A 23,096-nucleotide genomic window follows, 5' to 3' on the forward strand; every position below is an offset into this window, starting at 1 on the left:
GCAGCTGTCGCGCAGCCCTGAAGGACGTGCTTCGGGTGCCAAGCCCTGACCGGCGCCCGTAGGGGACGGGACGGCGCGCATGCGCCGTCCCGGACCCCCTTACCGCATCAAGCGCCAGAATGCGGCCCGGTCATTTCACCGCTCTGCCGCGGGAAATCCCGTTTCGGCCCGATGGCGTTGCAATGGGCTCGGCCCGTGCTCTAGGAACGTCTCAGCCACCGGCGATCGCCGACTGGCGAGAAGCCGCGCCCGCAAGGAGCGTCGGCGGGGAGCAGGGAGACGACCTTGGCCGGTAGCATCGCCATCACCGTCGAGGGGGGCATCGCCCGCCTTGCGCTGACCAATCCGGAGCGCCGCAACGCCATCTCCAGCACCATGTGGCGTGCACTCTCGGCCTTTGCACAGGAGGCGACCCGCCGCTCGGACATCCGCGTGGCGGTGCTGCGCGGCGCGGGCGACCTCGCATTCTCCGGCGGTGCGGACATCTCGGATTTCGACAGCGCCCGCTCGGATGCCTCCGGTGCGCAGAGCTATGACGATCTGGTGGAGCAGGCGTGCTCGGCCATCGAGGGGCTGGCCTTCCCGACGGTCGCCTTCATCCGCGGCGCCTGCGTCGGCGCGGGAGCCGCGCTGGCGGCGAGTTGCGACATGCGGATCGCCGCCGACGACGCCTTCTTTGCCATTCCCGCGGCGCGCCTCGGCCTTGGCTACGATCCGCGCGGCCTCGGCCGGGTGCTGCGGGCCTTCGGCAGCCAGGGCGCACGGCAGCTGTTTTTCACCGCCGATCGCCTCCCGGCCGAGCGCGCTCACATGGTCGGCGCGGTGGACCTCATCGCGCCAGCCGCCGAGGTGGAGGCGCTGGCCGAGCGCACGCTCCACCGCATTGCCGAGAACGCACCCCTGACGCTCAAGGCTGCCAAGCTCGCCATCCGCGCGGCCGAAAGCGGCAGCCAACCGCTCACCGCCGAGGCGAAGCGCGCCACCGCCCTCGCCAATGCCAGCTCCGACTATCGCGAAGGCCGCCTCGCCTTCACCGAGAAGCGGGCGCCCCGTTTCACGGGCAGCTGACCCGCACGGCACCCGTACCAGCCGACGCCTGAGAGCCGGCTGGACCTGTTCGTATCGCGCCGTCGGCCGGCAAGGCCCGGACGCGATGCGCCCGGGCCAGCGCCATTACTTTCCCTGCGCCTTGAGGCGCGTGTTGCAGGCGCTCCAGTATTTCGGCCAGGTCTGACCGGCGGGAATCTTCCCCGCGGCCTTCGCCGCGCGCCACTCTGCGCCGCAGGCTTCCTGACGCTGGTGCGCAGCCGTCTTCGCAGCCGAGGGCTGCGCACCCGGCTTGACCGCAGTGCCGGCGCCCGTGGCGGCCGGAGCGGTTGCCGCCGGCTTGGCCGTCGAGGCCGCCGGAGCGGTCGGCGCAGGAGTCGTGGTCGCGGCCGCCGGCGGCGTGGTTGCGGCCGGCTTGGTCGTGGCGGGGGCTGTCGTGCTCTGCGCGAAGGCGGGCATGGCGAAGGCGGCAGCGACGGTGAAGGCGAGGATGGCAGTACGTGCACGCATGGGTGCAGGCCTCCAAAGAGGGCCGCGCGAAGCGGCGCGGCGCACGGTCCGGTTTCGGACGCCGCGTCAGCACGCCATGCGACAAAGGCGAAATCGCGGCACAAACACTTGATGACGCTGCGTAATTTATCCCAATGCACAACTGCCGCGCCGCCGTTGTGCCGGGCACATCAACCACCACGCCCGGCATCCTCCATTCGCATCGGCAATCACACGCCGATCCGTGGACATGAGCCCCCCACGCCTATATGTTCCGCCGCCGCGTTGGGGCGTAGCCAAGTGGTAAGGCAGGGGATTTTGATTCCCCCATTCCCTGGTTCGAATCCAGGCGCCCCAGCCACCGCGCCATGCAGCCTACTCCCAGCCCTCCAGCACGATCTTGCCGATGGACCGCCCGCTCTCCAGCGCGAGGTGGGCGCGGCGGAGGTTGTCCGGGGTGATGGCGCCGAAGTGGGCGCCGAGGGTGGTGCGCAGGAGGCCTTCGTCCACCAGTCCCGCGACCTCGGAGAGGATGCGGTGCTGGGCGTCCATGTCCGGGGTCTCGAACATGGAGCGGGTGAACATGGACTCCCAGGCGAGCGCCCCGCTCTTGGGCTTCAGGAGGGTGGCGTCGAGCGCGGCGGGATCGTCGATGACGCAGATGGCGCCCTGGGGCACCAGCGCCTCGACCAGCTGCGGCCAGTGCTGCTGGGTGCCGGTGATGCTGAAGATGCGGTGCGCGCCGCCAAGGCCGAGCGCCTTCAGCTCGCCCGCGAGCGGCTTGGTGTGGTCGATCACATGATCGGCGCCGAGTTCCTTCACCCAGGCGATGCTCTCGGGGCGGGAGGCGGTGCCGACGATGGTGGCGGAGGCGAGCCGGCGCGCCAGTTGCACCGCCATGGAGCCAACGCCTCCGGCGGCCCCGACGATCAGCAGCACCGTCTTGTCGTCGGCGACACCGCGCGGCAGGCGCAGGCGGTCGAACAGGCTCTCATAGGCCGTGAGCGCCGTGAGCGGCAGGGCGGCGGCCTCGGCGAAGGAGAGGGTACGCGGCTTGCGCGCGGCGATGCGGGCATCCACCAGGTGAAGCTCAGCATTGGTGCCGGGCCGGGTGATGGCACCGGCATAATAGACCTCGTCGCCCACCGCGAACGCTCCGGCGTCGGCGCCCACCGCCTCCACCACGCCGGCCGCATCCCAGCCGAGGATCACCGGTGCCTCGGCCGCCCCCTGGCGGCGCATGCGCACCTTCGTATCCACCGGATTGACCGAGATGGCCTTCACCCGCACCAGCAGGTCGCGCGGGCCCGGAACGGGGTTCGGCGCCTCGAAGGCGAACAGGGCATCCGGACTGTCGGCGGGACGGGAGGCAACGTAACCGATGGCCTTCATGACGATCTCTCTCGAAGCTGGCGCAGCGCGCGCCGGTGTCCCCTAATCTTGATCGTCCGGCGCGCGGCGCAAGACGGCACAATCGGGTGGGCTGGTATCAGTCATGATACGCCGTGTGGCGTGAGCGATCGCCCTCCGCCATACTTCGCCGCCATAGCGGCGGTAGGAGGGACGAGCATTGGCAACGCGCCACGTGACCTATCCGGGAACGGGATGCCCCGTGGAAGCGACGCTGGCGCTGATCGGCGCCAAGTGGAAGGGCGCAACCCTCCATCACCTCATGGGCGGCGAGCTGCGTTTCTCCGAGCTGCGCCGGAGGATGCCGAACGTCACCCAGCGCATCCTCTCCAAGGCGCTGCGGGAGCTTGAGGCGGACGGGCTGGTGCTGCGCCGGGTCTATCCCACGGTGCCGCCGCAAGTCGGCTACCGGCTCACGCAGAAGGGCGAGGCCCTGCGCGGCGTCGTGGAAGCGCTGGCCGATTTCGGCCGTGACCATCTGCAGGGCGCGGCCTGCCCGTTTCCCCATGCCGAGCACGCGCTGGCGGCCGAATAGCGCGCCAGCACCACCAAATTCGGCTAGTGTCGAGCCATGCCCCGTCCGTACCATCATGGCCCGCCCTCGGATCATTTCGACGGCACGCGCTTCTTCAATCCCGACCACCCCTCCACCGACAAGAGCCTGAAGGATCTTCTCGCCTGGCGCCGCGCCAAGCGGGGACAGGAGCCCGTGCCCGTCGGCTGGCCGGCCGAGCCGCGACTCCCCGCACGGCAGGAGACGCCGCCTCCGCGCGTGACGTCCGGCATCCGCATCACCATGGTCGGACACGCCAGCGTGCTCATCCAGGTCGCGGGGCTGAACATCCTCACCGATCCGGTCTGGTCGGAGCGCGCAGGCCCGCTCCGGTTTCTGGGGCCGAAGCGACACACCCCGCCCGGCATCGACTTCGGCGCGCTGCCGCCCATCGACTGGGTGCTGCTCAGCCACAACCACTACGACCACATGGATCTCGCGACGCTGCGTCGCCTCCAGCGCACCCATCGCCCGCGCGTGCTGACGCCGCTCGGCAACGACAAGATCCTGCGCCCGCAGTTCAAGGCCCTCGACATCACCACCGGAGACTGGGGGGAACGCTTCAATCTCGGCACGGGCGTGGAGGCGATCGTCCATCCCGCGAACCACTGGTCGGCGCGCGGCATAAGGGACCGGCGGTTTGCCCTGTGGGCCGGCTTCGTGCTGGCGACGCCGGAAGGGCTGATCTATTTCGCCGGCGATACGGGCTATGGCACCGGCGCCATCTTCCGGTCGGTCAAAAGCGCGTTCGGCGCGCCGCGCGTGGCGCTGATCCCCATCGGCGCCTATGAGCCGCGCTGGTTCATGGCACCCCAGCACACCAATCCCGAGGAGGCCGTCCGCATCCTGGAGGACACCGGCGCCACGCAGGGCCTCGGCATCCACTGGGGCACGTTCCGCCTCACGGACGAAGGGCAGGATGCGCCGAAGCGGGCGCTGGGCGAGGCACTCGACGCCGCGGGCATCGCGCGGCATCTTTTCCTGCCACTTCACCCGGGGCAGGTGTGGGAGGCGCGCGCTTAGCCGAGCGCCGCCTCCAGCCGGTCGGCGATGGTCTTCAGCACCTTCACCCGGCCGTAGCGCTTGTCTTCGGATTCCACCAGCGTCCACGGGGCGACGCGGGTGGAGGTCCGGTCCACCATCTCGGTCACGGCCGCCTCGTAGAGCGGCCATTTCTCGCGGTTGCGCCAGTCCTCGGGGGTCAGCTTGAAGCGCTTGTAGGCGACGGTCTCGCGCTCCTCGAAGCGGCGGGCCTGCTCCTCCTGGCTGATGGCGAGCCAGAACTTCACCACCACATAGTGCGCCGCCGAGAGCTGGGCCTCGAAATCGTTGATCTCGCCATAGGCGCGGCCCCAGTCGTCCGGCCCGCACAGGCCCTCCACACGCTCCACCAGCACGCGGCCGTACCAGGACCGGTCGAAGATGACCGTGCGCCCATGGGCCGGAATGTGCCGCCAGAAGCGCCAGAGATAGGGCCGCGCCCGCTCCTCGTCGGTCGGGGCGGCAATGGGATGGACGCGGAAGCGGCGCGGATCGAGCGCCCGCCGCAGCCGCATGATGGTGGAACTCTTGCCCGCCGCATCCGAGCCCTCGAACGCCACCACCAGCCCCGCATCGGCAAAGCGCGGGGAATTGGTGAGGCGGGTGATGCGGCTCTGCTCCTGCGCCAGTTGGCGGTCGTAATCGTCCTCACTGAGAGATTTCGACAGGTCCAGCGTGGAAAGGATGGAGAAGGTCGGCAGCGCCGGGGGCAGCCGCGTGGGGTTGGGCGCGAGCGGCTGGGGTGCCGGCTCGGGCTCGGCGACCAGGGCGCGCAGCTTTTCCAGCAGCAGGCTGCCGGCCATGGCGTCGCGATACTCCTCGTCGGCCGCCGGCACCACATGCCAAGGCGACGTTTCGGTGGAGGTGGCCCGGGCGGCGTCCTCGGAGATGGCGAGCAGCCGCTTGCGCGGGCCGGCGCCTTTCAGCTCCTCCCATTCCCGCACCACGGGGCGCTGCCAGTCGCCCTTGGTGACGCCCTTGAGGCGGACGCGCGCCTCCTCCGCATCCAGATAGAGCCAGATCTTGAGCAGGCTCACCCCCTCGGCGTGGAGCATCGCCTCGAAGCGCTGGATTTCCTCCAGCGCCGCCATGAAGTCGCCGCGCTTCATCTCGTCCAGCGCCCGCTTGCACAGGGGCGCGTGATACCAGGAGCCAAGCATGATGCCGATCTGGCCGAAGGGCGGCAGCTCGCGCCAGTATTTCCACATGGCCGGACGATCTTCCGGCGCGCAGGGCATGTCGAAGGTCAGCGTCTGGAGCTTGCGCACATCCAGCCAGCCATAGAGGCGGTTCAGCACCGCCCCCTTGCCGGCGCCATCGGGGCCATGGATGAGGACGATGAGGCTGCGCCGCTTCTGCTCGATCAGCTGGAACTGCGCGGTGAGCAAATCCTCGCGCAGGCTGGGTTCCATCGCCTTGAAGGCTGCCTTGTCGAGATGGTGCGCGAACGTCGCGGATTCGAACATGCCGCCTCTCCTCGTGCCGGGGGAGGCAGCGTGGACGACCGCTCAGGCCGATGCAACCTTCTGGGTGGCGGCGGACGGCACCTTCACCCACGCCTCGCCATCCAGCACCACCTCGCCCTTCACCGTGCAGATGCAGGAGAGGCGGGCGCGGAAGCGCTCGGGGATCAGCTCCACCACACGCACTTCCACCTCCACCGTGTCGTCGATGCGCACGGGGGCACGGAAGTTCAGCGTCTGGGAGATGTAGACCGCGCCCGGACCCGGAAGGCGGGTGCCGAGAACGGCGGAGATCAGGCTCGCCGTATAAAGGCCATGGGCGATCCGGCCACCGAAGGGCGTGCGCGCGGCGAAATGCTGGGACAGATGGATGGGATTGCGATCGCCGGTCAGCTCGGCGAAGCCCACGATGTCGGACGACGAAACCGTCTTCGACATGCGCTCGATGCGCCCCACCGTCAGGTCTTCAAAAAAGAGGTTCTGCAATTCGAGGAACATGGGCGCGCTTCCGTTATGCTTGTCGGGGCGCGCACTCTAGAAGGCAGCCGCACGGGTGGAAAGCCGGCCGAAATGGTAAGCCGGAACGTCGCAGGCAAGCCGTATGGCAGAAGGAGGCGGCCTTTAGGCCGCCTCTCCCTTGAGCTTGCGCATCAGCTCTTCCAGCTCCGCGCTCTTCTCCGCCGGCAGCACCACGTTCACCCGCGCCAGCAAGTCGCCGTGGCCCCCTGTCGCATTGGGCAGGCCCTTGCCGCGCAGGCGGAAGGTGCGCCCGCCGGAGGTCCAGGCCGGAATGGCCAGTTCCACCGCGCCGGTGAGCGTCGGCACCCGCACCTTGGCGCCGAGCACCGCATCGGCGAGCGGCACGTCCAGAGACTGCCTGAGGTCGTCGCCATCACGCTCAAACAGCGGATGGCTGGCATAGGAAATAGTCACGTAGGCATCGCCGGCCGGGCCGCCCATGGGGCTCGGCTCGCCCTGCCCCTTGAGGCGCATCCGGTGCCCCTCGCGGGTGCCGGGGGCGATCTTGATATCGATCTGCTTGCCGTTGGGCAGCCCGACACGCTTGGACGCCCCCTGCGTCGCCTCCTCGAAGGAGACGGGGAGCGTGATTTCCATGTCGGCGCCCGGCTGGGGCGCGAAGCCGCCACCGGCGGACCGTCGCTGCCGACCGAAACCGAAGATGTCGCCGATATCCTCGAACCCGCCACCGCCGCCACGGGACGTGCGCCGGGCTCCTTCGGGACCGAAGGAGAAGCTCTCGAAAATCGTGTCGCCGTCGAAGCCGGAAAAGCCGCCGGGCCCGCGCCGAGGGCCGCCGCCGCCGAAGCCGGTGAATTCCGGAGCGCGCGGCTTGCCCTCCGCGTCGATCTCGCCGCGGTCGAACTGGCCCCGTTTCTCCTTGTCGGAGAGAATCTCGTGCGCCGTGTTCAGCTCGGCGAAGCGGTCCTGGGCCTTGGGATCGGACGCATTGGCATCCGGGTGGAGCTTCTTCGCGAGCTTGCGGTAGGCGCGCTTGATCTCTGCCTCGTCGGCGGTCTTGGAAACACCGAGGACGTCGTAGGGATCACGCATGAATAGTCACCTCGCCGGCCGGCACTCAGGCGGCCAGCCGCAGGGAACATGTGGTTCGCGGCGCAGAAAATGCAACGGCACCGCTCAACCCGATTGCGCTTTTGTGCGCCATGCCCGTTTTCCGCGCCACTCCTCGGGAGAAGGCTCAGGCGCGACCGAGCAGGCGGACCTGGTTGAGCGTTGTGCCGGTGCGGCCCTTGCACGCCTCGCCCTGCACCCAGCGGTCGGCGGACTTGCCGTCCACCAGCGAGATCATGAAGCCGCGGCAACCGGCCTGGGTCGGGCCGACCGGGGTCGCCGTGCCACGGGCGCCGGTCTCCGGATTGTCCCACGGCACCGACACGTCGCCATCCCGGGCGGCGAGCGCCTGGTCGAGGGCGAGCTTGGCCTGCGTCCAGTCGCCGGCGGTGATGCCCTTCGGGGCCGGCCCTTCCGGCACCGGCAGGGAGACCTGCGTCGCCTTGATGGAGCCGGTGACGAGCGAATCGTCGTCATGGAACGGCGCGCTGGCGCAACCGGACAGGAGCGCGGCGAGAAGACACGCGCCTGCCATGGCCGCGAGCCCTTCGCGCGGGCGCCCGACACTTCTATATAGAACGATGAAGCCGCCCGGAGAGGCGTGCGAACGGTCAGACACGAGGGGCTCCACATGACGGCGAGCGACACCATGGAACCCCGTGATCCCTTAACATCCGGTGATTTCACCGAATCTTCCGAGCCTTTCCGTCTTTTTGCCGAATGGCTCGAGGAGGCCGGCAAGTCCGAGCCCAACGATCCGAACGCCATGACCCTCGCCACCGTGGATGAGGACGGGCTGCCGGACGCGCGCATGGTGCTGCTGAAGGGGCTGGACGAACGCGGCTTCGTCTTCTTCACCAACACCGGCAGCGCCAAGGGACGTGAACTGGCGGCCCATCCGAAGGCGGCGCTGGTGTTCCACTGGAAGTCGCTGCGCCGGCAGGTGCGGGTGCGCGGTCCGGTGGAGCAGGTGAGCGACGCGGAGGCGGACGCCTATTTCGCCACCCGCCCCCGCCTCTCGCAGATCGGCGCCTGGGCCTCGACCCAGTCGCGCCCGCTGGAAGGCCGCTTTGCGCTCGAGGCCGCCGTGGCGACGACGACCGCGAAATATGCCCTCGGCACCGTGCCGCGCCCGCCCCACTGGACCGGCTTCCGCATCCTGCCCGTGGCCATCGAGTTCTGGCACGATCGACCCTTCCGCCTGCACGACCGCGTGGTGTTCCGCCGCGCCGGCGAGGGCGAGGCCTGGACCAAGACGCGGCTCTATCCCTGACCGAAAGGGTTGGCGGCGGGGCTGACGGGACTTGACCCGGACGTGGGCGGATGCTGCATCACGTTCGCCCGCTGTGGCCGAGGCTGACATCATGACATCCGAAACCGAAGACCGGCCGCGCATCATGCTCCTCACCGGGGCCTCGCGCGGCATCGGCCACGCCACGGTGAAGCGCTTCTCCGCCGCCGGCTGGCGCGTCATCTCCTGCTCGCGCCATGCTTTTCCGGAGAAGTGCCCGTGGGGTGCCGGCCCCGAAGACCATCTGCAGGTGGACCTTTCGAGCCCTGCCAGCACCAAGGCGGCCATCGCCGAGGTCAAGAGCCGCCTGCCAGAGGGCAAGCTCGACGCGCTGGTCAACAACGCCGCCATCTCGCCCAAGGGCGAGGGCGGCACCCGCCTCGGTACGCTGGACACCGACCTCGAGACCTGGGTGGACGTGTTCCAAGTGAATTTCTTCGCCCCCATCATCCTCGCCCGCGGGCTTTCGGCGGAACTGGAGAAGGCGCAGGGCTCGGTGGTGAACGTCACCTCCATCGCCGGATCGCGGGTGCACCCCTTCGCGGGGGCGGCCTATGCCACCTCGAAGGCGGCGCTGGCCTCCCTGACGCGGGAGATGGCTTCCGACTTTGGTCGCAGGGGCATCCGGGTGAACGCCATCGCGCCGGGCGAGATCGACACCGCCATCCTCTCGCCGGGCACGGACAAGATCGTGGCGCAGATTCCCATGCAGCGCCTCGGCACGCCGGACGAGGTGGCGAAGATCATCTACGTGCTATGCACGGAGACCTCCTCCTACCTCAACGGCGCCGAGATCCACATCAATGGTGGCCAGCACGTCTGACGCGGCGGTCTACAGCCAGCCGCGCCACTTGAAGAAGACGTAGGGCAGGATGCCGGAGATCACCATCGCGACGAGCGCCGCCGGATAGGCATAGGTCCAGCTCAGCTCCGGCATGTGCTGGAAGTTCATGCCATAGATCGAGGCGATCAGCGTCGGCGGCATCAGCACCACCGAGAGCACGGCGAAGATCTTGATGATGTTGTTCTGTTCCAGGCCCACCATGCCGATGGTGGCGTCCAGCAGGAACTGCAGCTTGTCGCCGAGGAAATTGGCGTAGTCGGACAGTCCGGCCACGTCCCGGCTCATGGACTTGATGTTGGCCTTGCCGTCTTTCGCGATGGTCGAGCCGTCGGTGTCCGCGCCGAGGAAGGAAATGAGCCGCTGCAGGGAAGCAAGGCTTTCCCGGGCGTAGGAGACGAGACCCTCCTTGCGGCCGATGTGGGACAGGATGGCGCGGTAGCGCTGGTTGGCATTCTCCCGACCGCTGGAACGCTCGAAGATGCGCCGAGAGATGCGCTCCACGTCCGCACCGATCTGTTCCAGCACGTCGGCGGAACGGTCCACCACGGCCTCCAGCAGTTCGATGAGGATATCCTCGCCCTTCACCGTTGCAGGGCACGACTTGCCCAGCCGGTTGGAGACCGAGGGGAATGCCCGGGGCTCGCCGTAGCGCACGGTGATGAGGCGGCCGCGGGTGAGGATGAAGGTGACGGCCAGCATCACCGGCGTCTCGGTATCGGCGCCGCAGAGTATGGTGGCGGTCATGTAGCGCGCGCCGTCCTCCACATAGAGGCGGCTCGACTGCTCGATTTCGCCCATCTCCTCGCGCGTGGGCACGGAGATGCCGGCGAACGATTCCGCCCGGTCGTCGTCCGCCTCGGAGGGGGAGATCAGGTCGACCCAGACCGCGGCCTCGGGGATGGGTCCGTCCGTGACCGGAACGGCCTCAAGGCTTCCTTGTCTGGCGATATAGGCGAAGAGCATGCGGCGGTCCTTGATCGGCCCGCCCTTCTAGCCCGCCGCGAGGCGTGTGGGAACCGAGCCGATCGGGAGGTGCGACCGCCGCCGCTTCCACTCCCCGCTACGGATACCACCCATCCGGACGTCCGGCGGCAAAACGGTGTCGCCGCCGATCGGGACGTGGGGGTGTCGATGCGTGACATCTTGCGGCCAGCGCACCGCTTTCACCACCCCGGTCCGGCCCCCGCGCCGGTTCCGGGTGGACCATCGCTCCCGCCTCAGGCGGCGAGGAAGTCGATGTCCTTGAGGGTGACGACCTTGTTGGCCTGCGCCGCCTTGGCCTCGACCGCCTTCTTGTCGCTCGCCTGCTGGGCGGCCGCGGCTACGGCGGAAATGCCGATGTCGCGCCACTGCTGGCTCTGCGCCGTACGCTTCAGATCCGATTCCTCCCGGGGGCTGAGCCCTTGGTGTCCGGTAGACATGTCCCAACTCCTGTGTGGTGCGCCGTTACGCAGCGGCACCTTCGCGTGACCCCTTCAGAGATGGCGATCAACTGCGTCAAAACTGTGCAGCCGATGCGACTTCTCCGCGGTCATACGAAGAGTAGGCGCCCCAAAGCTTGCGAAACTCCAAAGAGGGTGCCGAAAGGGCAATCTGTGAGGCATTTCTGCAACGCTTTCTCACAAGCATCCGCTCCTCAACTGAACACCCTTCTAGCGGAGCGGACATTGGGTTAATTCATTTTTGCGGGTCGAATCCTCCTTGTGCGTCAAGGGAAGAGTTAAAGAGGCGAGCTATGATGTGGCGGGTCGTCGGGGCACTGCTGACGGGATTGATGCTCAGCGGCTGCGTGTCCGAGACAATTGCGCCGGCGCCGGAAACGGCGATGACGGCGCGTGACAAGCAGCTTCTTGCAAACAAGCCGTACCCGAATGTGAAGCCTTCGGGTCAGTATGCGCGGCATATCGTTGAGTATCCGACCAACAAGAAGCCGGGAACGGTGGTCGTCGATACCCCGAACAAGTACCTTTACTACGTGGAAGGCAACGGTAAGGCGATCCGCTACGGCGTGACCGTCGGCGAGGAAAGCCTCGCCTTCCGCGGCCAGGCCAAGGTCGGTCGCAAGACCGAATGGCCGAGCTGGACTCCCACGCCGGAAATCCACCAGCGCATTGCCGGCCTGCCCTCCTATGTGGCGCCCGGTCCCCACAATCCCATGGGCGCCCGCGCCCTGTACCTCTACCAAGGCAATCAGGACACCCTGTTCCGTATCCACGGCACCAACCAGCCGGAATACATTGGCCAGGCAATCTCCTCGGGCTGCATCCGCATGCTCAATGAGGACGTGATCGATCTCTACAGCCGGGTTCCGGTTGGTGCCGAGGTCGTGGTGCTCTGAGCCCGACGGCTGTCTGACGCAAAAAGGGCGCGGCTTGGCCGCGCCCTTTTTTGTTTGCGTGCTCTCCTTACGGAAGATGGCAAAGCCTTCAGTCGGCCTGCCCCTGCTTTGGCTGGGAGCCCTTTGAGCCACCATCCTTGGTCTGAGTATTCTTGGCTGGGGATGTCTTCGTCTGGCCGGGCTTTGCGGCGCGATCCGCGCCCGGCGCGTCACTTTTCGCCGTGCCCTTCCCGGTAGCGGGTTTGCCGGTGGCGGGTTTGCCGGATGCAGCCCCGCCCTTGGGCGGGGGAAGTGGTGCACTCTGGGCCTGGGGCTCGGACTCGGCATTCCCGGCGGCGGTTGCCCCGACCTTCTCCGCCGCCTCGTCATCTCCTCCCCCGGTCGAAGCCGCCGGAGCGGTCGCCGCAGGCTTGTCCTTGCGCGACGCCACGGCTGAACCGGCGTCGAGATTCCAGTGGCACAGCTTGAAGTCATTCCGGCGCTGGGCGAGGTCCACATGGATGTGATCCTCGTGATAACCGTCTGAGCCGGGGCCGAGCACCGTGGCGAAACGGGTGCAGGCACTGTCCTTCATGGACGCACGCAGGGCCATCGGCAGGCCCCCCTTCGCGACCGTCCACACCCGCCCGTCGCCCAGCTCGAAGCCGCCCACATCCACCGCATTGCCGCGGCCGTGCTCACTCATCTTGGCGCCCGCCACCCGGTTGCGCGGGCGGCAATTGTAGGAATCGGCGATGCGGATCGCCGTCAGCTCCCCGCCGGCGTCAGCGACGGCGGGGGCCAGAGCCTCACTCATCCACGCCGCGGCAGCCATGGTCATTTCACATCGCGAGATCGCCGCCGGCTTCAGCGGAAGCATCCGTCCATCGGCCAGCCGAACCGCGGTCAGTCTGACCGGGATGAACGTGCCGCAGACTGGACTGGGAGTGAGGGACGTCTCGAGGCTGGCCTCGATCGCCCCCTCCGCGATCAGATCGGCGCAGGCGGCGGGCATCACCATGGGGCCGGCCGGTGCCGACGGCACCACGCTCGGAGATACGGCCGATGGAGTCGGGACTCTCGGGCCGCCGGAGGTCACCGCGGCGTCGGGCGCCGTCTCCCGCGAGGCCACCTGCGGCCGCTGCGCAGGCCGTACGGGATCCCGCACGAAGCGATCGGCCCTGCCTACGTCCACCGGTCCCTCCTGCCGCGCGGCGTCCTGCCCATCGGCCTCAGCCGCGCTGTCCTCTTCCGCCAGCTCCGGCGGACGCCGCGGCGGAAGCGGGGCCGCGCGCAGGGAGGGCACCCGCGCAACCGCCGAAGAGGAGGACGCCTTGAGATCCTTGGGCTTGACGGGTGGCAGCGGGGTCGCCGCGCTGGATGGGCCGGGCATCGTGAATGCGACCAGGCCGATGCATACGGCGAGCGGTATCCCCGCCGTCCACGGCACCGCCCTCCGCAGCGCTGCGTCGGGCATGGTCAGGGAACGGCTCGGAGCGGCGGGTCGTCTGGATGACATACACGTGATACTAAAGACGTCCTCCGCCGCGGTCGAGCCGGCCTGCGGGAGCCCCTCCCCGCCCAGCGGATGAACCCATGCAGGATCTGACCGCGCTGCTTTTCGACAAGGACGGCACCCTGGTGCACTTCGACCGCACCTGGGGTCGGGCGGCCGGTGCGGTCATGCGGCAGATGGCACGCGATGACGCCCATGCCGTCGCCCGGCTCGAGGCGGTGAGCCACTATCTCCCCGACGAGGAGCGCTTCCTGCCCACCTCGCCCCTCGTTTCCGGCTCGTCGGCCCATTATGGCCCGCTCTGGGCTCACGCTCTGGGTCGCCCCGCCGATGCCGGTTTCCTCGCGGAGATTGATCGCCTGTTCGCGGCCGAGGGCCTCGCCAACCTCACGCCCATTGGCCATCCCGCCCGGGCGTTGCAACGGCTGAAGGCGGCAGGCTTCGCCCTCGGTATCGTCACCAATGACGCGGAAGAGAACGCCCGTCAGCAGGCGGCAGCCCTCGGCTTTCTCGATCTTCTCGACGCGGTTCACGGCTATGATTCCGGCTTCGGCTCAAAGCCGGGTCCGGGAATGGTGGCGGCTTTCGCCGAGCGGTTCGGCCACCGCCCATACGCAATGGCAGTGATCGGCGACAGTGCCCACGACCTTGCGGCCGCACGTGGGGCGGGCGCGCGCTTCATCCTGGTGCGCAGCGGGCCGGCGCCGGTGGACGATCTCGTCACCGATGCGGATCTCGTGGTGGACAGCGTGGACGACCTGCCCGAGGTCCTCCTCGCCTCGGGGGGCAAAGCCTCTTCCCTCGCCGCCGAAAACGCGGTCTAACCAACCGGCAACGGCGCAGGACGCGCACCACAGGCCGCAGGATGATCAGACGCCGGCTTTACACCGAGGAGCGCTATTCACCGCTGGCCCGCTGGAGCTTCCGGCTGGCGCTGTTCTCGGTGCCCGTGGTGGCGCTTGCAGCCGGTCTCTATCGCGCGGGAATGCTGGATTTCCAACCGGCCATCGCCACGCTGTCGGCGGGGCTCGGCATGGCGCTCATCGCCGCCGCCATGGGTATCGTCGCCTTCTTCATCACCTGGGAAACGGGATGGCTCGGCATAGGCCGCGCCATTGCTGCGGTCGCCATAGGCGGCCTGGTTCTCGCGGGGCCTGCCGCCGTTCTCGCGCGTGGCATGATGCTGCCGAAGCTCACCGATATCGCGACGGACCCCACCGATCCGCCCCGCTTTCGCGCCCTCATGCTGGCCCACCCCCGGGATGCCAACAGCCTTGCCTTCGGCGGGTCGGCGGCGGCCGAGACCCAGCGTATGGCCTATCCCGGCATCAAGCCTGTCGACCTCACGGCGACGCCGGAAGAGGCGTTCAATACGGTCCTTGCCCTGGTGCAGAAGCGGCGCTGGCACATCCTCGATGCGATTCCCCCGCGCGGAACCCGGCGCGACGGTCAGATCGAGGCCGTGGCGGTTTCGCCCGTCATGGGTTTCCGCAGCGATGTCTCGATCCGCATTCGGCCAACCGCGAAGGGGGCGCGGGTCGATGTGCGGTCCTCCGCCCGCTATGGCATCCATGACCTTGGCACCAACGCCCAGCGCATCGAGGCGCTGATGGCGGACTTGGCGGCCGAGCGGCGGCGGCGCTGAGTCTCAGACCGCAGGCGTTCCCAGAAGCGCGACGGCAGCCGCCGCCTCTTGCGGTGGCAACGGTTCCACCAGACCCGGGCCTTCATTGCGGACGGAATTGACGCTGGCCGAAACCGGGGTCAGGCGAAGAGCCCCGCCGGGATAGGAGTGCATCAGGGCGGCGCCCTCCTCCCCCTCCAGCCAGGCTGAGATTTCCGAGTCGTGCAGGATCACCGGCATGCGCTCGTGCAGCGGGCGCAGGCGTTCTGTGGCGGGGCAGGTGAGAATGGTGAAGGTGCGGAGCCATTGGCCCGTGCCGGGATCCTTCCAGCCCTCCCACAGACCGGCAAAGGACATGGGAGAGCCATCGGCGCGGGAAATGACGAAGGGCTGGCGCCGCTTGTCCACGGCCTTCCACTCATAGAAGGCGTCGGCAGGGACGATGCAGCGGCGCCGGGCGCGCCAGGCCCCACGGAAGGTCGGCTTTTCGGCAACAGTCTCCGAACGCGCGTTGATGAGGCTGCCACCGCCGGATGGGTCCTTGGCGAAAGACGGCACCAATCCCCAACGCAGCAGATCGAGATGACGTCGCCCCGTCTCGGGATTTCGGCGGACGACCATGAGAGTCTGAGTCGGCGCCGCGTTGTAGCGGGGCGGGACGTTGGGCAGAGGCGCCAGCGTCGGATCAACCCCGAACAGGGCGGCGAGGGCCGCTGGGGGCGTCAGCTGGACGAACCGTCCGCACATGGCCGCGCCGGTCTCTCTCGCGTCAGGCCGCCCGGCGGAATCGGCCGGTGATGGCTGCCGTCCCGTCGGTAACGACCCGGCCGCTGGCCACCAGATGCTCGAGATGCGCCAGAACAGTGAGCGATGCCGCTCCCACCAATCGGGGGTCGAGGCCGATATAGATGCCCCGCACCAGATCGGGAATCGTCTCCACGTCCCGGTCCAGCGCCCGCAGGATCGCGGCCTCCCGCGCCACGCGATGGGCGAGGTAATCGCGCACGAACGCCGGGGCGCCGCGCACGGGCCCGCCGTGGCCGGGGAGGTAGACCGACTCGGTACGCGCCGCGAAGCGCTCGAGCGATCGGATGTAGTCGCCCATGGAGCCGTCAGGGGGCGCGACGATGGAGGTGGCCCATGCCATCACATGATCGCCGGAGAAGATGAGATCTTCCTCGGCCAGCGCGAAGGCCATGTGGTTGGCGCAATGCCCCGGGCTCGCGATACCCGTCAGCGTCCAGCCCGGACCACCCACCGCCTCACCGTCGGGCAGGACGACGTCCGGCCGGAAGTCCATGTCGGCGCTGGCGTCCAATGGGTTCACCTCGCCGATGGCGAGCGGGCGGGCGGCGCGATGTTGCCCCTCCGCAACAGTCGGCGCACCGGTGGCGGCCTGGATGGCGCGCGCCGCGGGGGAATGGTCGCGATGGGTATGGGTGATGACGATGTGGCTGACGGTCTCGCCGCGCACGGCATCGAGCAGCGCCGCAATATGGGTGGGATCATCCGGCCCCGGATCGATGATCGCCACCGTGCCTCTGCCTACGATGTAGGAGCAGGTTCCGGTGAAAGTGAAAGGCGAGGGATTGGGCGCCACGATGCGCCGGACCAACGGCGTCACCTGATCGAGGCGGCCGGCTGGAACGTCAAAGCTTCGGTCGAAGGCGATTTCGTCGCTCATGGGGCAACGCTAGCCCAGTTGAGGCTTCAGCGACAACCCGCGGCGGTGGCGGGCTCCGGGCGGATCGGCGCGCGCTGATGCGCTTGGATGGTTCGGAAACGGCGGCCTGGACCGGAACGGGATCGGATCGCCAAGCCGGGGTCGCGCAGGCAAAAGAAAAGCCCGCTGCCGAGGCAGCGGGCTTCACGATGAAGCAGAGCTTCGATCAGAACTTGTAGTTCACACCCGCGCGGAACGAGTTGAACTTGGAGTCCGTACCAGCGCTCAGGCCGGGCGCGATCGCGACGGCGTCCACGTTGGCAGAGCCGAGGTCGACGTAGAGGTATTCGGCCTTGAACGTCCAGTTGTTGGTGATGGCGAACTCGCCGCCGGCACCGATGGTCCAGCCCCAGTTGGTGCTGGACTGGTCGAACACCTGCACGCCCAGGATCGAAGCCGTGGTCGCGGTCTTGCCGTAGGCCACACCACCGGTGATGTAGGGCAGGAACCGGTCGATCGCGTAGCCGAGGCGGGCGCGGATCGTGCCGAAGTAGTCGATGGTGGTGCCAGCGCTCACGACCGGCAGGCCGAGGACGGAAGCGCTGACGGTGCCAGCGATGTTGGCCCACTGCAGGTCGGTCTCGATGCCGAGCACGACGTTGTTCGCGAACTGGTAGTTGTAGCCGATCTGGCCACCGGCGTAGAAGCCGGAGGAGTTCAGGCTGGCCGAGGCGACCGGGGCGCCGAAGTAGTTGACGTCGTAGGTGAACGAGTCACCGCCGTAACCGACGTTGCCACCGATGTAGAAGCCGGTCCAGGAGAACACCGGAACGACGGCAACCGCCTTGACGGGATACTTCGTCGCCAGGTCAGCAGCCGCGGCCGGAGCCGAGAGCGCCGCCAGCGCGACAGTGGCGAGAAGGAACCGCTTCATGACCAAAACCCCCTTGCTTGGGTAACTTGTGCTTTGGGCGAAATCACCGACGACCGTCTCGGGCCACAAGTCCTTTCGTCCAGTGACATCTATCTAGCAGGGGTCTCGCCGGAATGCCGTAACATTCTTGCCACAGTCGCCCCAAATCAGCACGCCCTGGAGCCAAATTCCTAGTATGCTACCGCTACATAGCGGTGTTGGCCGCCCTTCGCCGGCTATCGGCGCGGTGACCGGATCCGAAAGGTAAATTGTTCGTAAAAACAATCGCCTTCAAGCTGCGTTCAGAGGCCCGGATTTAGTCTGGATTCGTAGGTCTCCCGAAGGAGGACGCCATGCAACCTTACCGATTCCCCGCCTTTGCGCGGTCGGTCGCGGCCGGGGCGGCGCTCGCCGCAATCACCTCCGGCGCCGCGCTGGCGCGGCCAGACAGCCTCACGATGACGTGCGCCGCCGCGGCCGGCCTCGTCTCGAGCCAGGGCGCCGTCGTCATGGGTACCGGCCCCAACATCTTCGACCGCTACGTGATTTCGCTGCGCTACTGCTCCGGCTTCGAGCAGTTGAAGCCGGAATGGATCAAGACGAAGGACAATCCGCAATGCTTCGTGGGCTATACCTGCTACGTGCCGACTCGGGACAATTCCTTCCGGTGAGGAACGACCGGCTCGAAAGGTCCGTCACGAAGGAGGATGCCATGACGACGTGCACCACCAGCCGGGTCCGCCCGGTTCTCGGCCTTGTGATGGCGGCCGGCCTTGCCGCCCTCGCCGGGCCTGCGGCGGCGCAGACGCAGAGCCGATCCTTCACCTGCACCCAGGCCGCGGCCCTCATTCAATCGAAGGGCGCCGTGGTGCTCGCCACCTCCCCCACCCTCTATGATCGCTATGTGCGGGACCAGAGCTTCTGCGTCTACGACCAGGAGACCCGCCCGGAATGGGTGCCCACGCGCGACAATCCCCAGTGCTTCATCGGCTACAGCTGCTATGTGCCCTCCCGCGGCGGCGGTCGGCGTTAAAGTTTTGGGGCCGAAATCCCGGCTGTCGGACGCAAAAAGGCCGGGCAATCGCCCGGCCTCGATAGGGTCAAAAAGCGGCACCTTGCTCAGGCGATGCCGCGCTCCTTGAGCACGCCCTCGATCTCCTCCAGCACACCCGCGTCGTCGATGGTGGCGGGCACGGTCCAGGGATCGTGATCGGCGATCTTCTTCATGGTGCCGCGCAGGATCTTGCCCGAGCGGGTCTTGGGCAGGCGGTTCACGGTGACCGCGAGCTTGAAGGCCGCCACCGGCCCGATGCGGTCGCGCACCAGCCCCACCAGTTCCTTCTCGATCACGTCCGGCGCGCGCCGCTCGCCGGCCTTGAGCACGACGAAGCCGCAGGGCACCTCGCCCTTCAGCTCATCCTTCACGCCGATGACGGCGCACTCGGCCACGTCCGGATGGGAGGCCAGCACCTCCTCCATGCCGCCGGTGGAGAGACGATGGCCGGCGACGTTGATGATGTCGTCGGTGCGGCCCATGACGAAGACATAGCCGTCATCGTCGACGAAGCCGGCGTCGGCGGTCTTGTAGTAGCCGGGGAACTCGGCGAGGTAGCTCTCGGCGAAACGGTCGTCCTGCTGCCACAAGGTGGGCAGGCAGCCGGGAGGCAAAGGCAGCTTGACCACGATGGAGCCCATGGTGCCGGCCGGAACGGGCTTGGACGCCTCGTCCACGATCTGCACGTCGTAGCCGGGCATGGGCACCGTGGGCGAGCCGAGTTTTATGGGCAGGAGGCCGAGGCCCACGGGGTTGGCGGCGATGGCCCAGCCGGTCTCCGTCTGCCACCAGTGGTCAACCACCGGCACCTTCAACTGCTCCTGTGCCCACACGACGGTATCAGGATCAGCCCGTTCGCCGGCGAGGAACAGGGTGCGGAAGCGCGAAAGATCGCGCCCCTGCTTCAGGAGGCAGTCCGGGTCGTCCTTCTTGATGGCGCGGAGCGCGGTCGGCGCCGTGAACAGCGCGACGACGCCGTGCTCCTCGATCACCCGCCAGAAGGCGCCGGCGTCGGGCGTGCCCACCGGCTTACCCTCATAGACCAGCGTGGTCGCGCCGAGGATCAGCGGGGCGTAGACGATATAGGAATGGCCGACCACCCAGCCGATGTCGGAGGCGGTCCAGAACACCTCGCCGGGCTTGATGCCGTAGAGGTTCTTCATGCTCCAGTCGAGCGCCACCATGTAGCCGCCGGTGTCGCGCACGACGCCCTTGGGCTTCCCGGTCGTGCCTGACGTGTAGAGGATGTAGAGCGGATCGGTTGCCAGCATGTCGGCGCAGAGGGCGGCCTTGCCTGCCGCGGCTGCGGCATCGACCGCCGCCTGCCAGTCGAGATCACGGCCCTCCACAAGCGCGCCCGGCCCCTGGGTCCGCTGCAGCACCAGACAGTGCTCCGGCTTCACGGCCGACATGGAGATGGCGAGGTCGAGGAGCGGCTTGTAGGGCACCACGCGGTTCGGCTCGATGCCGCAGGAGGCCGCGAGGATCACCTTCGGCTCGGCATCCTCGATGCGGGTGGCGAGCTCCTTGGCGGCGAACCCGCCGAACACCACGGAATGAATGGCGCCGATGCGGGCGCACGCCAGCATCGCGCAGATCGCTTCCGGCACCATGGGCATGTAGATCAGAACGCGGTCGCCCTTGGTGACGCCCATGTCCTGAAGCACCGCGGCCAGCGTCGCCGTCTCCTTCAGCATCTCGCCATAGGTGAGCGTGCGCTTGGTGCCGGCAACCGGGCTGTCGTAGATCAGTGCCGCCTGATCGCCACGGCCGGCCGCGACATGGCGGTCGAGGGCGTTGTGGCAGACATTGCCCACCGCATCGGGAAACCAGCGGCCATAGACGCCGGCATCGGCATCGAAGATGGTCTCCGGCGGCCGGGTCCAGTCGATGCCGCGGGCAGCCTCGGCCCAGAAGGCGGACGGATCGGTCTTCCAGCCGGCATAGGCCTGCGCGTAGCGGCTCGCGCGATCAATGGACATGGACGTCTCCCTCAAGGGTCTTCTTTGGCCCGGTAGTGCCGGGTGCTTTTTTACAGCGCAAGCTCGCACAAATGCGTAAGACGTTTGTCGCCCGGGTCTGCAACCACATGCGGCGAACTGGTACTTTGGTATCGGGCACCGCTGATTGCACCGCCCTGCCGCCCTCGGCTAGGTTCGCGCTCCAATTCGACCGGAATCCCGGCGCGAACACAAGCTTTCGGACGAGGGGGGAGACACGATGGCCGGCATCTACGACCAGGATCTCGATCGGAATGCGGCGAACTACCAGCCGCTGACGCCCCTCGGCTTCCTCGAGCGGGCGGCGAGCGTCTTTCCGGACCACACCGCCATCCTGCACGGCAATTTGAAGCGCAATTACCGCGATTTCTACGCCCGCAGCCGGCGCCTTGCCTCGGCGCTCGCAAAGGTGGGCGTCGGCGTCGGCGACACCGTTGCGGTGATGCTGCCCAACGCGCCGGCCATGCTGGAAGCCCATTACGGCGTGCCCATGGTGGGCGCGGTGCTCAATTCGCTGAATACCCGGCTCGACGCCGCCATCCTCGCCTTCACCCTCGACCACGGCGAGGCGAAGGTGCTCATCACCGACCGCGAATTCTCTCCGGTCATCAAGGCGGCCCTCGCCCTCGCCGTCTGCAAGCCGCTCGTCATCGACTATGACGATCCCGAGTTCACCGGTCCGGGCGACCGCATCGGGGTGATGGAATACGAGGATTTTCTCGCCACCGGCGACGAAGACTTCGCCTGGAAGACGCCGGCCGATGAATGGGACGCCATCGCCCTGAATTACACGTCCGGCACCACGGGCGATCCGAAGGGCGTCGTCTATCACCACCGCGGCGCGCATCTGCTGGCGGTCGGCAATGTGGTGACGTGCGCTCTGGGCAAGCATCCGGTGTATCTGTGGACGCTGCCCATGTTCCACTGCAACGGCTGGTGCTTCCCCTGGTCCATCACGCTGGTGGCCGGCACCCATGTGTGCCTGCGTCAGGTGCGGGCGAAAGCCATGTTCGACGCCATCGCCGACCACAAGGTGACGCACATGTGCGGCGCGCCCATCGTGATGTCCACGCTGCTCAACGCGGCCGAAGCCGACAAGCGCCCCCTGCCCGGCCGGGTGGAGTTCATCACCGCCGCCGCCCCGCCGCCGGAGGCCGTGCTCGCCGCCATGCAGGACGCCGGCTTCAACGTGGTCCATGTGTACGGCCTCACCGAGGTGTACGGCCCGGCGGTCGTCAACGACTGGCATGCGGAGTGGGATGCGCTCGACGCCAAGCAGCGGGCCTTCCTCAAGTCCCGGCAGGGCGTGCGTTACAGCGCGCTGGAGGCCCTCGACGTGATGGACCCCGAAACCATGGTTCCGGTCCCCGCCGATGGCGAGACGCTGGGCGAGGTCATGTTCCGCGGCAACGTGGTGATGAAGGGCTATCTCAAGAACCCCTCGGCCACCGAGAAGTCCTTCGCAGGCGGCTGGTTCCACTCGGGCGACCTCGGGGTGAAACATCCCGACGGCTATATCCAGCTCAAGGACCGCTCCAAGGACATCATCATCTCCGGCGGCGAGAACATCTCCTCCATCGAGGTGGAGGATGCCCTCTACAAGCATCCCGCGATCGCCGCGGCCGCCGTGGTGGCCAAGCCCGACGAGAAGTGGGGCGAGACGCCCGTCGCCTTCGTCGAGCTGCGCGACGGCATGAGCGCGACGGCCGAGGACATCATCGCCCATTGCCGCGCTCATCTGGCGGCGTACAAGTGCCCCCGCCACGTGGTTTTCGAGGAAATCCCCAAGACCTCCACCGGCAAGATCCAGAAGTTCCGCCTGCGCGAGCTGGCCAAGGAGGTTTGAGGAAGATGTCCGACATTGAAGTCCGCGACGCCAACGGCGCCGTCCTGAAGGACGGCGACAACGTCACTCTCATCAAGGACCTCAAGGTGAAGGGCACGTCCGTGACCCTGAAGCGCGGTACGCTGGTCAAAGGCATCCGCCTCACCGGCGACCCTGAAGAAATCGACTGCAAGGTGGAGAAGGTGAAGGGCCTCGTGCTGCGCACGGAGTTCGTGAAGAAGGCCTGAGCGCGTCACCTGGACGACGCGAGCCATGTCCAGCGCGCCCCATTTCGGGAGGACTGGTCAGGCTCCCCCCTGGGTGATTGCCCGATGACCCGGGGTTACAGACACGATTTGCAATCCTGTCTGTAACCCCGCCTCCCCTGCCGCACCGGCACCTTTCCAATCCTTCATCCTGCGGCCATGGTTCAGCCATGCGCGGGGGTTCAATGCT

25 protein-coding genes and 1 tRNA gene are annotated in these 23,096 nt (G+C 67.7%); 13 read left to right on the forward strand and 13 right to left on the reverse strand.

Annotated elements, in window-relative coordinates:
• The first annotated feature begins 285 nt into the window (after positions 1-285).
• On the forward strand, positions 286-1,068 hold the full coding sequence (locus A37E_RS0105815; RefSeq protein ID WP_029555747.1) for an enoyl-CoA hydratase-related protein: 783 nt from the start codon (positions 286-288) through the stop codon (positions 1,066-1,068).
• A gap of 105 nt (positions 1,069-1,173) precedes the next feature.
• Here A37E_RS0105815 and A37E_RS25170 read toward each other — a convergent pair whose 3' ends face one another.
• Positions 1,174-1,557, reverse strand: coding sequence for a hypothetical protein (locus tag A37E_RS25170; protein ID WP_156026248.1), 384 nt, complete (start codon positions 1,555-1,557; stop codon positions 1,174-1,176).
• Between the two features lie 265 nt (positions 1,558-1,822).
• Between A37E_RS25170 and A37E_RS0105825 the strand changes: the two genes are divergently transcribed.
• Positions 1,823-1,897: transfer RNA gene (locus tag A37E_RS0105825), tRNA-Gln, on the forward strand.
• Between the two features lie 14 nt (positions 1,898-1,911).
• On the opposite strand, the gene A37E_RS0105830 is transcribed toward A37E_RS0105825, so the two are convergent.
• The gene (locus tag A37E_RS0105830) at positions 1,912-2,928 is read right to left on the reverse strand and encodes a zinc-binding alcohol dehydrogenase family protein (RefSeq protein ID WP_029555749.1); all 1,017 of its coding nucleotides are present in this window, start codon (positions 2,926-2,928) and stop codon (positions 1,912-1,914) included.
• A gap of 178 nt (positions 2,929-3,106) precedes the next feature.
• Here A37E_RS0105830 and A37E_RS0105835 point away from each other — a divergent pair, with 178 nt between their 5' ends.
• Positions 3,107-3,481: a helix-turn-helix domain-containing protein gene (locus tag A37E_RS0105835; RefSeq protein ID WP_038192681.1), complete on the forward strand. Its 375-nt coding sequence runs from the start codon at positions 3,107-3,109 to the stop codon at positions 3,479-3,481.
• A gap of 36 nt (positions 3,482-3,517) precedes the next feature.
• Positions 3,518-4,522 (forward strand): MBL fold metallo-hydrolase, encoded by a 1,005-nt coding sequence (locus A37E_RS0105840; protein WP_029555751.1) that lies wholly within the window; start codon positions 3,518-3,520, stop codon positions 4,520-4,522.
• On the opposite strand, the gene pap is transcribed toward A37E_RS0105840, so the two are convergent.
• The 4 genes from pap to A37E_RS0105860 all read right to left on the reverse strand — a co-directional run bounded on the left by pap (position 4,519) and on the right by A37E_RS0105860 (position 8,212).
• Positions 4,519-6,006, reverse strand: a complete 1,488-nt coding sequence (gene pap, locus A37E_RS0105845) for a polyphosphate:AMP phosphotransferase (RefSeq protein ID WP_029555752.1) — start codon at positions 6,004-6,006, stop codon at positions 4,519-4,521. The two genes, A37E_RS0105840 and pap, sit on opposite strands and share 4 nt — an antisense overlap.
• Before the next feature lie 42 nt (positions 6,007-6,048).
• Positions 6,049-6,501: a MaoC family dehydratase gene (locus A37E_RS0105850; RefSeq protein WP_029555753.1), complete on the reverse strand. Its 453-nt coding sequence runs from the start codon at positions 6,499-6,501 to the stop codon at positions 6,049-6,051.
• A gap of 123 nt (positions 6,502-6,624) precedes the next feature.
• Positions 6,625-7,575 carry a J domain-containing protein gene (locus A37E_RS0105855; protein ID WP_029555754.1) on the reverse strand — a complete coding sequence of 317 codons (951 nt, stop codon included), beginning with the start codon at positions 7,573-7,575 and terminating at the stop codon, positions 6,625-6,627.
• A gap of 145 nt (positions 7,576-7,720) precedes the next feature.
• The gene (locus tag A37E_RS0105860; protein WP_156026249.1) at positions 7,721-8,212 is read right to left on the reverse strand and encodes an RT0821/Lpp0805 family surface protein; all 492 of its coding nucleotides are present in this window, start codon (positions 8,210-8,212) and stop codon (positions 7,721-7,723) included.
• A 12-nt stretch (positions 8,213-8,224) separates the two neighbouring features.
• On the opposite strand from A37E_RS0105860, the gene pdxH reads away from it, so the two are divergent.
• Complete coding sequence (gene pdxH / locus A37E_RS0105865; RefSeq protein ID WP_029555755.1) at positions 8,225-8,866, forward strand: pyridoxamine 5'-phosphate oxidase; 642 nt, start codon at positions 8,225-8,227, stop codon at positions 8,864-8,866.
• Between the two features lie 124 nt (positions 8,867-8,990).
• Positions 8,991-9,707, forward strand: a complete 717-nt coding sequence (locus tag A37E_RS0105870) for an SDR family oxidoreductase (protein ID WP_155982467.1) — start codon at positions 8,991-8,993, stop codon at positions 9,705-9,707.
• 9 nt (positions 9,708-9,716) lie between these two features.
• Here A37E_RS0105870 and A37E_RS0105875 read toward each other — a convergent pair whose 3' ends face one another.
• Together A37E_RS0105875 and A37E_RS0105880 are read right to left on the reverse strand one after the other, a co-directional pair.
• Positions 9,717-10,691 (reverse strand): magnesium transporter CorA family protein, encoded by a 975-nt coding sequence (locus tag A37E_RS0105875; RefSeq protein WP_029555756.1) that lies wholly within the window; start codon positions 10,689-10,691, stop codon positions 9,717-9,719.
• Positions 10,692-10,945: 254 nt separating this feature from the next.
• A complete protein-coding gene (locus A37E_RS0105880) occupies positions 10,946-11,149 on the reverse strand; it encodes a hypothetical protein (RefSeq protein WP_024280859.1) in 204 nt (67 codons plus the stop codon).
• A 314-nt stretch (positions 11,150-11,463) separates the two neighbouring features.
• On the opposite strand from A37E_RS0105880, the gene A37E_RS0105885 reads away from it, so the two are divergent.
• Entirely contained in the window at positions 11,464-12,066 is a 603-nt protein-coding gene (locus A37E_RS0105885; protein WP_029555757.1) for a L,D-transpeptidase, read from the forward strand.
• Between the two features lie 88 nt (positions 12,067-12,154).
• Here A37E_RS0105885 and A37E_RS27145 read toward each other — a convergent pair whose 3' ends face one another.
• Positions 12,155-13,066 carry an extensin family protein gene (locus A37E_RS27145; RefSeq protein ID WP_197022935.1) on the reverse strand — a complete coding sequence of 304 codons (912 nt, stop codon included), beginning with the start codon at positions 13,064-13,066 and terminating at the stop codon, positions 12,155-12,157.
• 575 nt (positions 13,067-13,641) lie between these two features.
• On the opposite strand from A37E_RS27145, the gene A37E_RS0105895 reads away from it, so the two are divergent.
• The gene (locus tag A37E_RS0105895) at positions 13,642-14,385 is read left to right on the forward strand and encodes an HAD family hydrolase (RefSeq protein ID WP_029555759.1); all 744 of its coding nucleotides are present in this window, start codon (positions 13,642-13,644) and stop codon (positions 14,383-14,385) included.
• 41 nt (positions 14,386-14,426) lie between these two features.
• On the forward strand, positions 14,427-15,206 hold the full coding sequence (locus A37E_RS0105900; RefSeq protein WP_024280863.1) for a DUF1499 domain-containing protein: 780 nt from the start codon (positions 14,427-14,429) through the stop codon (positions 15,204-15,206).
• Positions 15,207-15,209: 3 nt separating this feature from the next.
• Here A37E_RS0105900 and A37E_RS0105905 read toward each other — a convergent pair whose 3' ends face one another.
• The 3 genes from A37E_RS0105905 to A37E_RS0105915 form a co-directional block, all read right to left on the reverse strand.
• Positions 15,210-15,932, reverse strand: a complete 723-nt coding sequence (locus tag A37E_RS0105905) for an SOS response-associated peptidase (RefSeq protein WP_051678819.1) — start codon at positions 15,930-15,932, stop codon at positions 15,210-15,212.
• A gap of 22 nt (positions 15,933-15,954) precedes the next feature.
• Positions 15,955-16,869 carry an MBL fold metallo-hydrolase gene (locus tag A37E_RS0105910; RefSeq protein WP_029555761.1) on the reverse strand — a complete coding sequence of 305 codons (915 nt, stop codon included), beginning with the start codon at positions 16,867-16,869 and terminating at the stop codon, positions 15,955-15,957.
• A 205-nt stretch (positions 16,870-17,074) separates the two neighbouring features.
• On the reverse strand, positions 17,075-17,782 hold the full coding sequence (locus A37E_RS0105915) for an outer membrane protein (RefSeq protein WP_029555762.1): 708 nt from the start codon (positions 17,780-17,782) through the stop codon (positions 17,075-17,077).
• A gap of 332 nt (positions 17,783-18,114) precedes the next feature.
• Between A37E_RS0105915 and A37E_RS0105920 the strand changes: the two genes are divergently transcribed.
• Positions 18,115-18,432, forward strand: a complete 318-nt coding sequence (locus A37E_RS0105920; RefSeq protein WP_029555763.1) for a hypothetical protein — start codon at positions 18,115-18,117, stop codon at positions 18,430-18,432.
• A gap of 41 nt (positions 18,433-18,473) precedes the next feature.
• Entirely contained in the window at positions 18,474-18,794 is a 321-nt protein-coding gene (locus tag A37E_RS0105925; protein WP_029555764.1) for a hypothetical protein, read from the forward strand.
• A gap of 86 nt (positions 18,795-18,880) precedes the next feature.
• On the opposite strand, the gene A37E_RS0105930 is transcribed toward A37E_RS0105925, so the two are convergent.
• The gene (locus A37E_RS0105930) at positions 18,881-20,797 is read right to left on the reverse strand and encodes a propionyl-CoA synthetase (RefSeq protein WP_029555765.1); all 1,917 of its coding nucleotides are present in this window, start codon (positions 20,795-20,797) and stop codon (positions 18,881-18,883) included.
• A gap of 238 nt (positions 20,798-21,035) precedes the next feature.
• Between A37E_RS0105930 and A37E_RS0105935 the strand changes: the two genes are divergently transcribed.
• Both A37E_RS0105935 and A37E_RS0105940 read left to right on the forward strand, forming a co-directional pair.
• A complete protein-coding gene (locus A37E_RS0105935) occupies positions 21,036-22,661 on the forward strand; it encodes an acyl-CoA synthetase (RefSeq protein ID WP_029555766.1) in 1,626 nt (541 codons plus the stop codon).
• A 14-nt stretch (positions 22,662-22,675) separates the two neighbouring features.
• A complete protein-coding gene (locus A37E_RS0105940) occupies positions 22,676-22,888 on the forward strand; it encodes an alkylphosphonate utilization protein (RefSeq protein WP_024280870.1) in 213 nt (70 codons plus the stop codon).
• Positions 22,889-23,096 lie beyond the last annotated feature (208 nt).

The organism is Xanthobacter sp. 91 (assembly GCF_000702385.1).
Classification (GTDB): domain Bacteria; phylum Pseudomonadota; class Alphaproteobacteria; order Rhizobiales; family Xanthobacteraceae; genus Xanthobacter; species Xanthobacter aminoxidans.

Coding starts and splice junctions, on each gene's coding strand:
- A37E_RS25170 (WP_156026248.1), bottom strand. CDS start 1,557: ATGCGTGCACGTACTGCCATCCTCGCCTTCACCGTCGCTGCCGCCTTC.
- A37E_RS0105830 (WP_029555749.1), bottom strand. CDS start 2,928: ATGAAGGCCATCGGTTACGTTGCCTCCCGTCCCGCCGACAGTCCGGAT.
- A37E_RS0105840 (WP_029555751.1), top strand. CDS start 3,518: ATGCCCCGTCCGTACCATCATGGCCCGCCCTCGGATCATTTCGACGGC.
- pap (WP_029555752.1), bottom strand. CDS start 6,006: ATGTTCGAATCCGCGACGTTCGCGCACCATCTCGACAAGGCAGCCTTC.
- A37E_RS0105850 (WP_029555753.1), bottom strand. CDS start 6,501: ATGTTCCTCGAATTGCAGAACCTCTTTTTTGAAGACCTGACGGTGGGG.
- A37E_RS0105855 (WP_029555754.1), bottom strand. CDS start 7,575: ATGCGTGATCCCTACGACGTCCTCGGTGTTTCCAAGACCGCCGACGAG.
- pdxH (WP_029555755.1), top strand. CDS start 8,225: ATGACGGCGAGCGACACCATGGAACCCCGTGATCCCTTAACATCCGGT.
- A37E_RS0105870 (WP_155982467.1), top strand. CDS start 8,991: ATGCTCCTCACCGGGGCCTCGCGCGGCATCGGCCACGCCACGGTGAAG.
- A37E_RS0105875 (WP_029555756.1), bottom strand. CDS start 10,691: ATGCTCTTCGCCTATATCGCCAGACAAGGAAGCCTTGAGGCCGTTCCG.
- A37E_RS0105880 (WP_024280859.1), bottom strand. CDS start 11,149: ATGTCTACCGGACACCAAGGGCTCAGCCCCCGGGAGGAATCGGATCTG.
- A37E_RS0105885 (WP_029555757.1), top strand. CDS start 11,464: ATGATGTGGCGGGTCGTCGGGGCACTGCTGACGGGATTGATGCTCAGC.
- A37E_RS27145 (WP_197022935.1), bottom strand. CDS start 13,066: ATGGTGATGCCCGCCGCCTGCGCCGATCTGATCGCGGAGGGGGCGATC.
- A37E_RS0105895 (WP_029555759.1), top strand. CDS start 13,642: ATGCAGGATCTGACCGCGCTGCTTTTCGACAAGGACGGCACCCTGGTG.
- A37E_RS0105900 (WP_024280863.1), top strand. CDS start 14,427: ATGATCAGACGCCGGCTTTACACCGAGGAGCGCTATTCACCGCTGGCC.
- A37E_RS0105905 (WP_051678819.1), bottom strand. CDS start 15,932: ATGTGCGGACGGTTCGTCCAGCTGACGCCCCCAGCGGCCCTCGCCGCC.
- A37E_RS0105910 (WP_029555761.1), bottom strand. CDS start 16,869: ATGAGCGACGAAATCGCCTTCGACCGAAGCTTTGACGTTCCAGCCGGC.
- A37E_RS0105915 (WP_029555762.1), bottom strand. CDS start 17,782: ATGAAGCGGTTCCTTCTCGCCACTGTCGCGCTGGCGGCGCTCTCGGCT.
- A37E_RS0105920 (WP_029555763.1), top strand. CDS start 18,115: ATGCAACCTTACCGATTCCCCGCCTTTGCGCGGTCGGTCGCGGCCGGG.
- A37E_RS0105925 (WP_029555764.1), top strand. CDS start 18,474: ATGACGACGTGCACCACCAGCCGGGTCCGCCCGGTTCTCGGCCTTGTG.
- A37E_RS0105930 (WP_029555765.1), bottom strand. CDS start 20,797: ATGTCCATTGATCGCGCGAGCCGCTACGCGCAGGCCTATGCCGGCTGG.
- A37E_RS0105935 (WP_029555766.1), top strand. CDS start 21,036: ATGGCCGGCATCTACGACCAGGATCTCGATCGGAATGCGGCGAACTAC.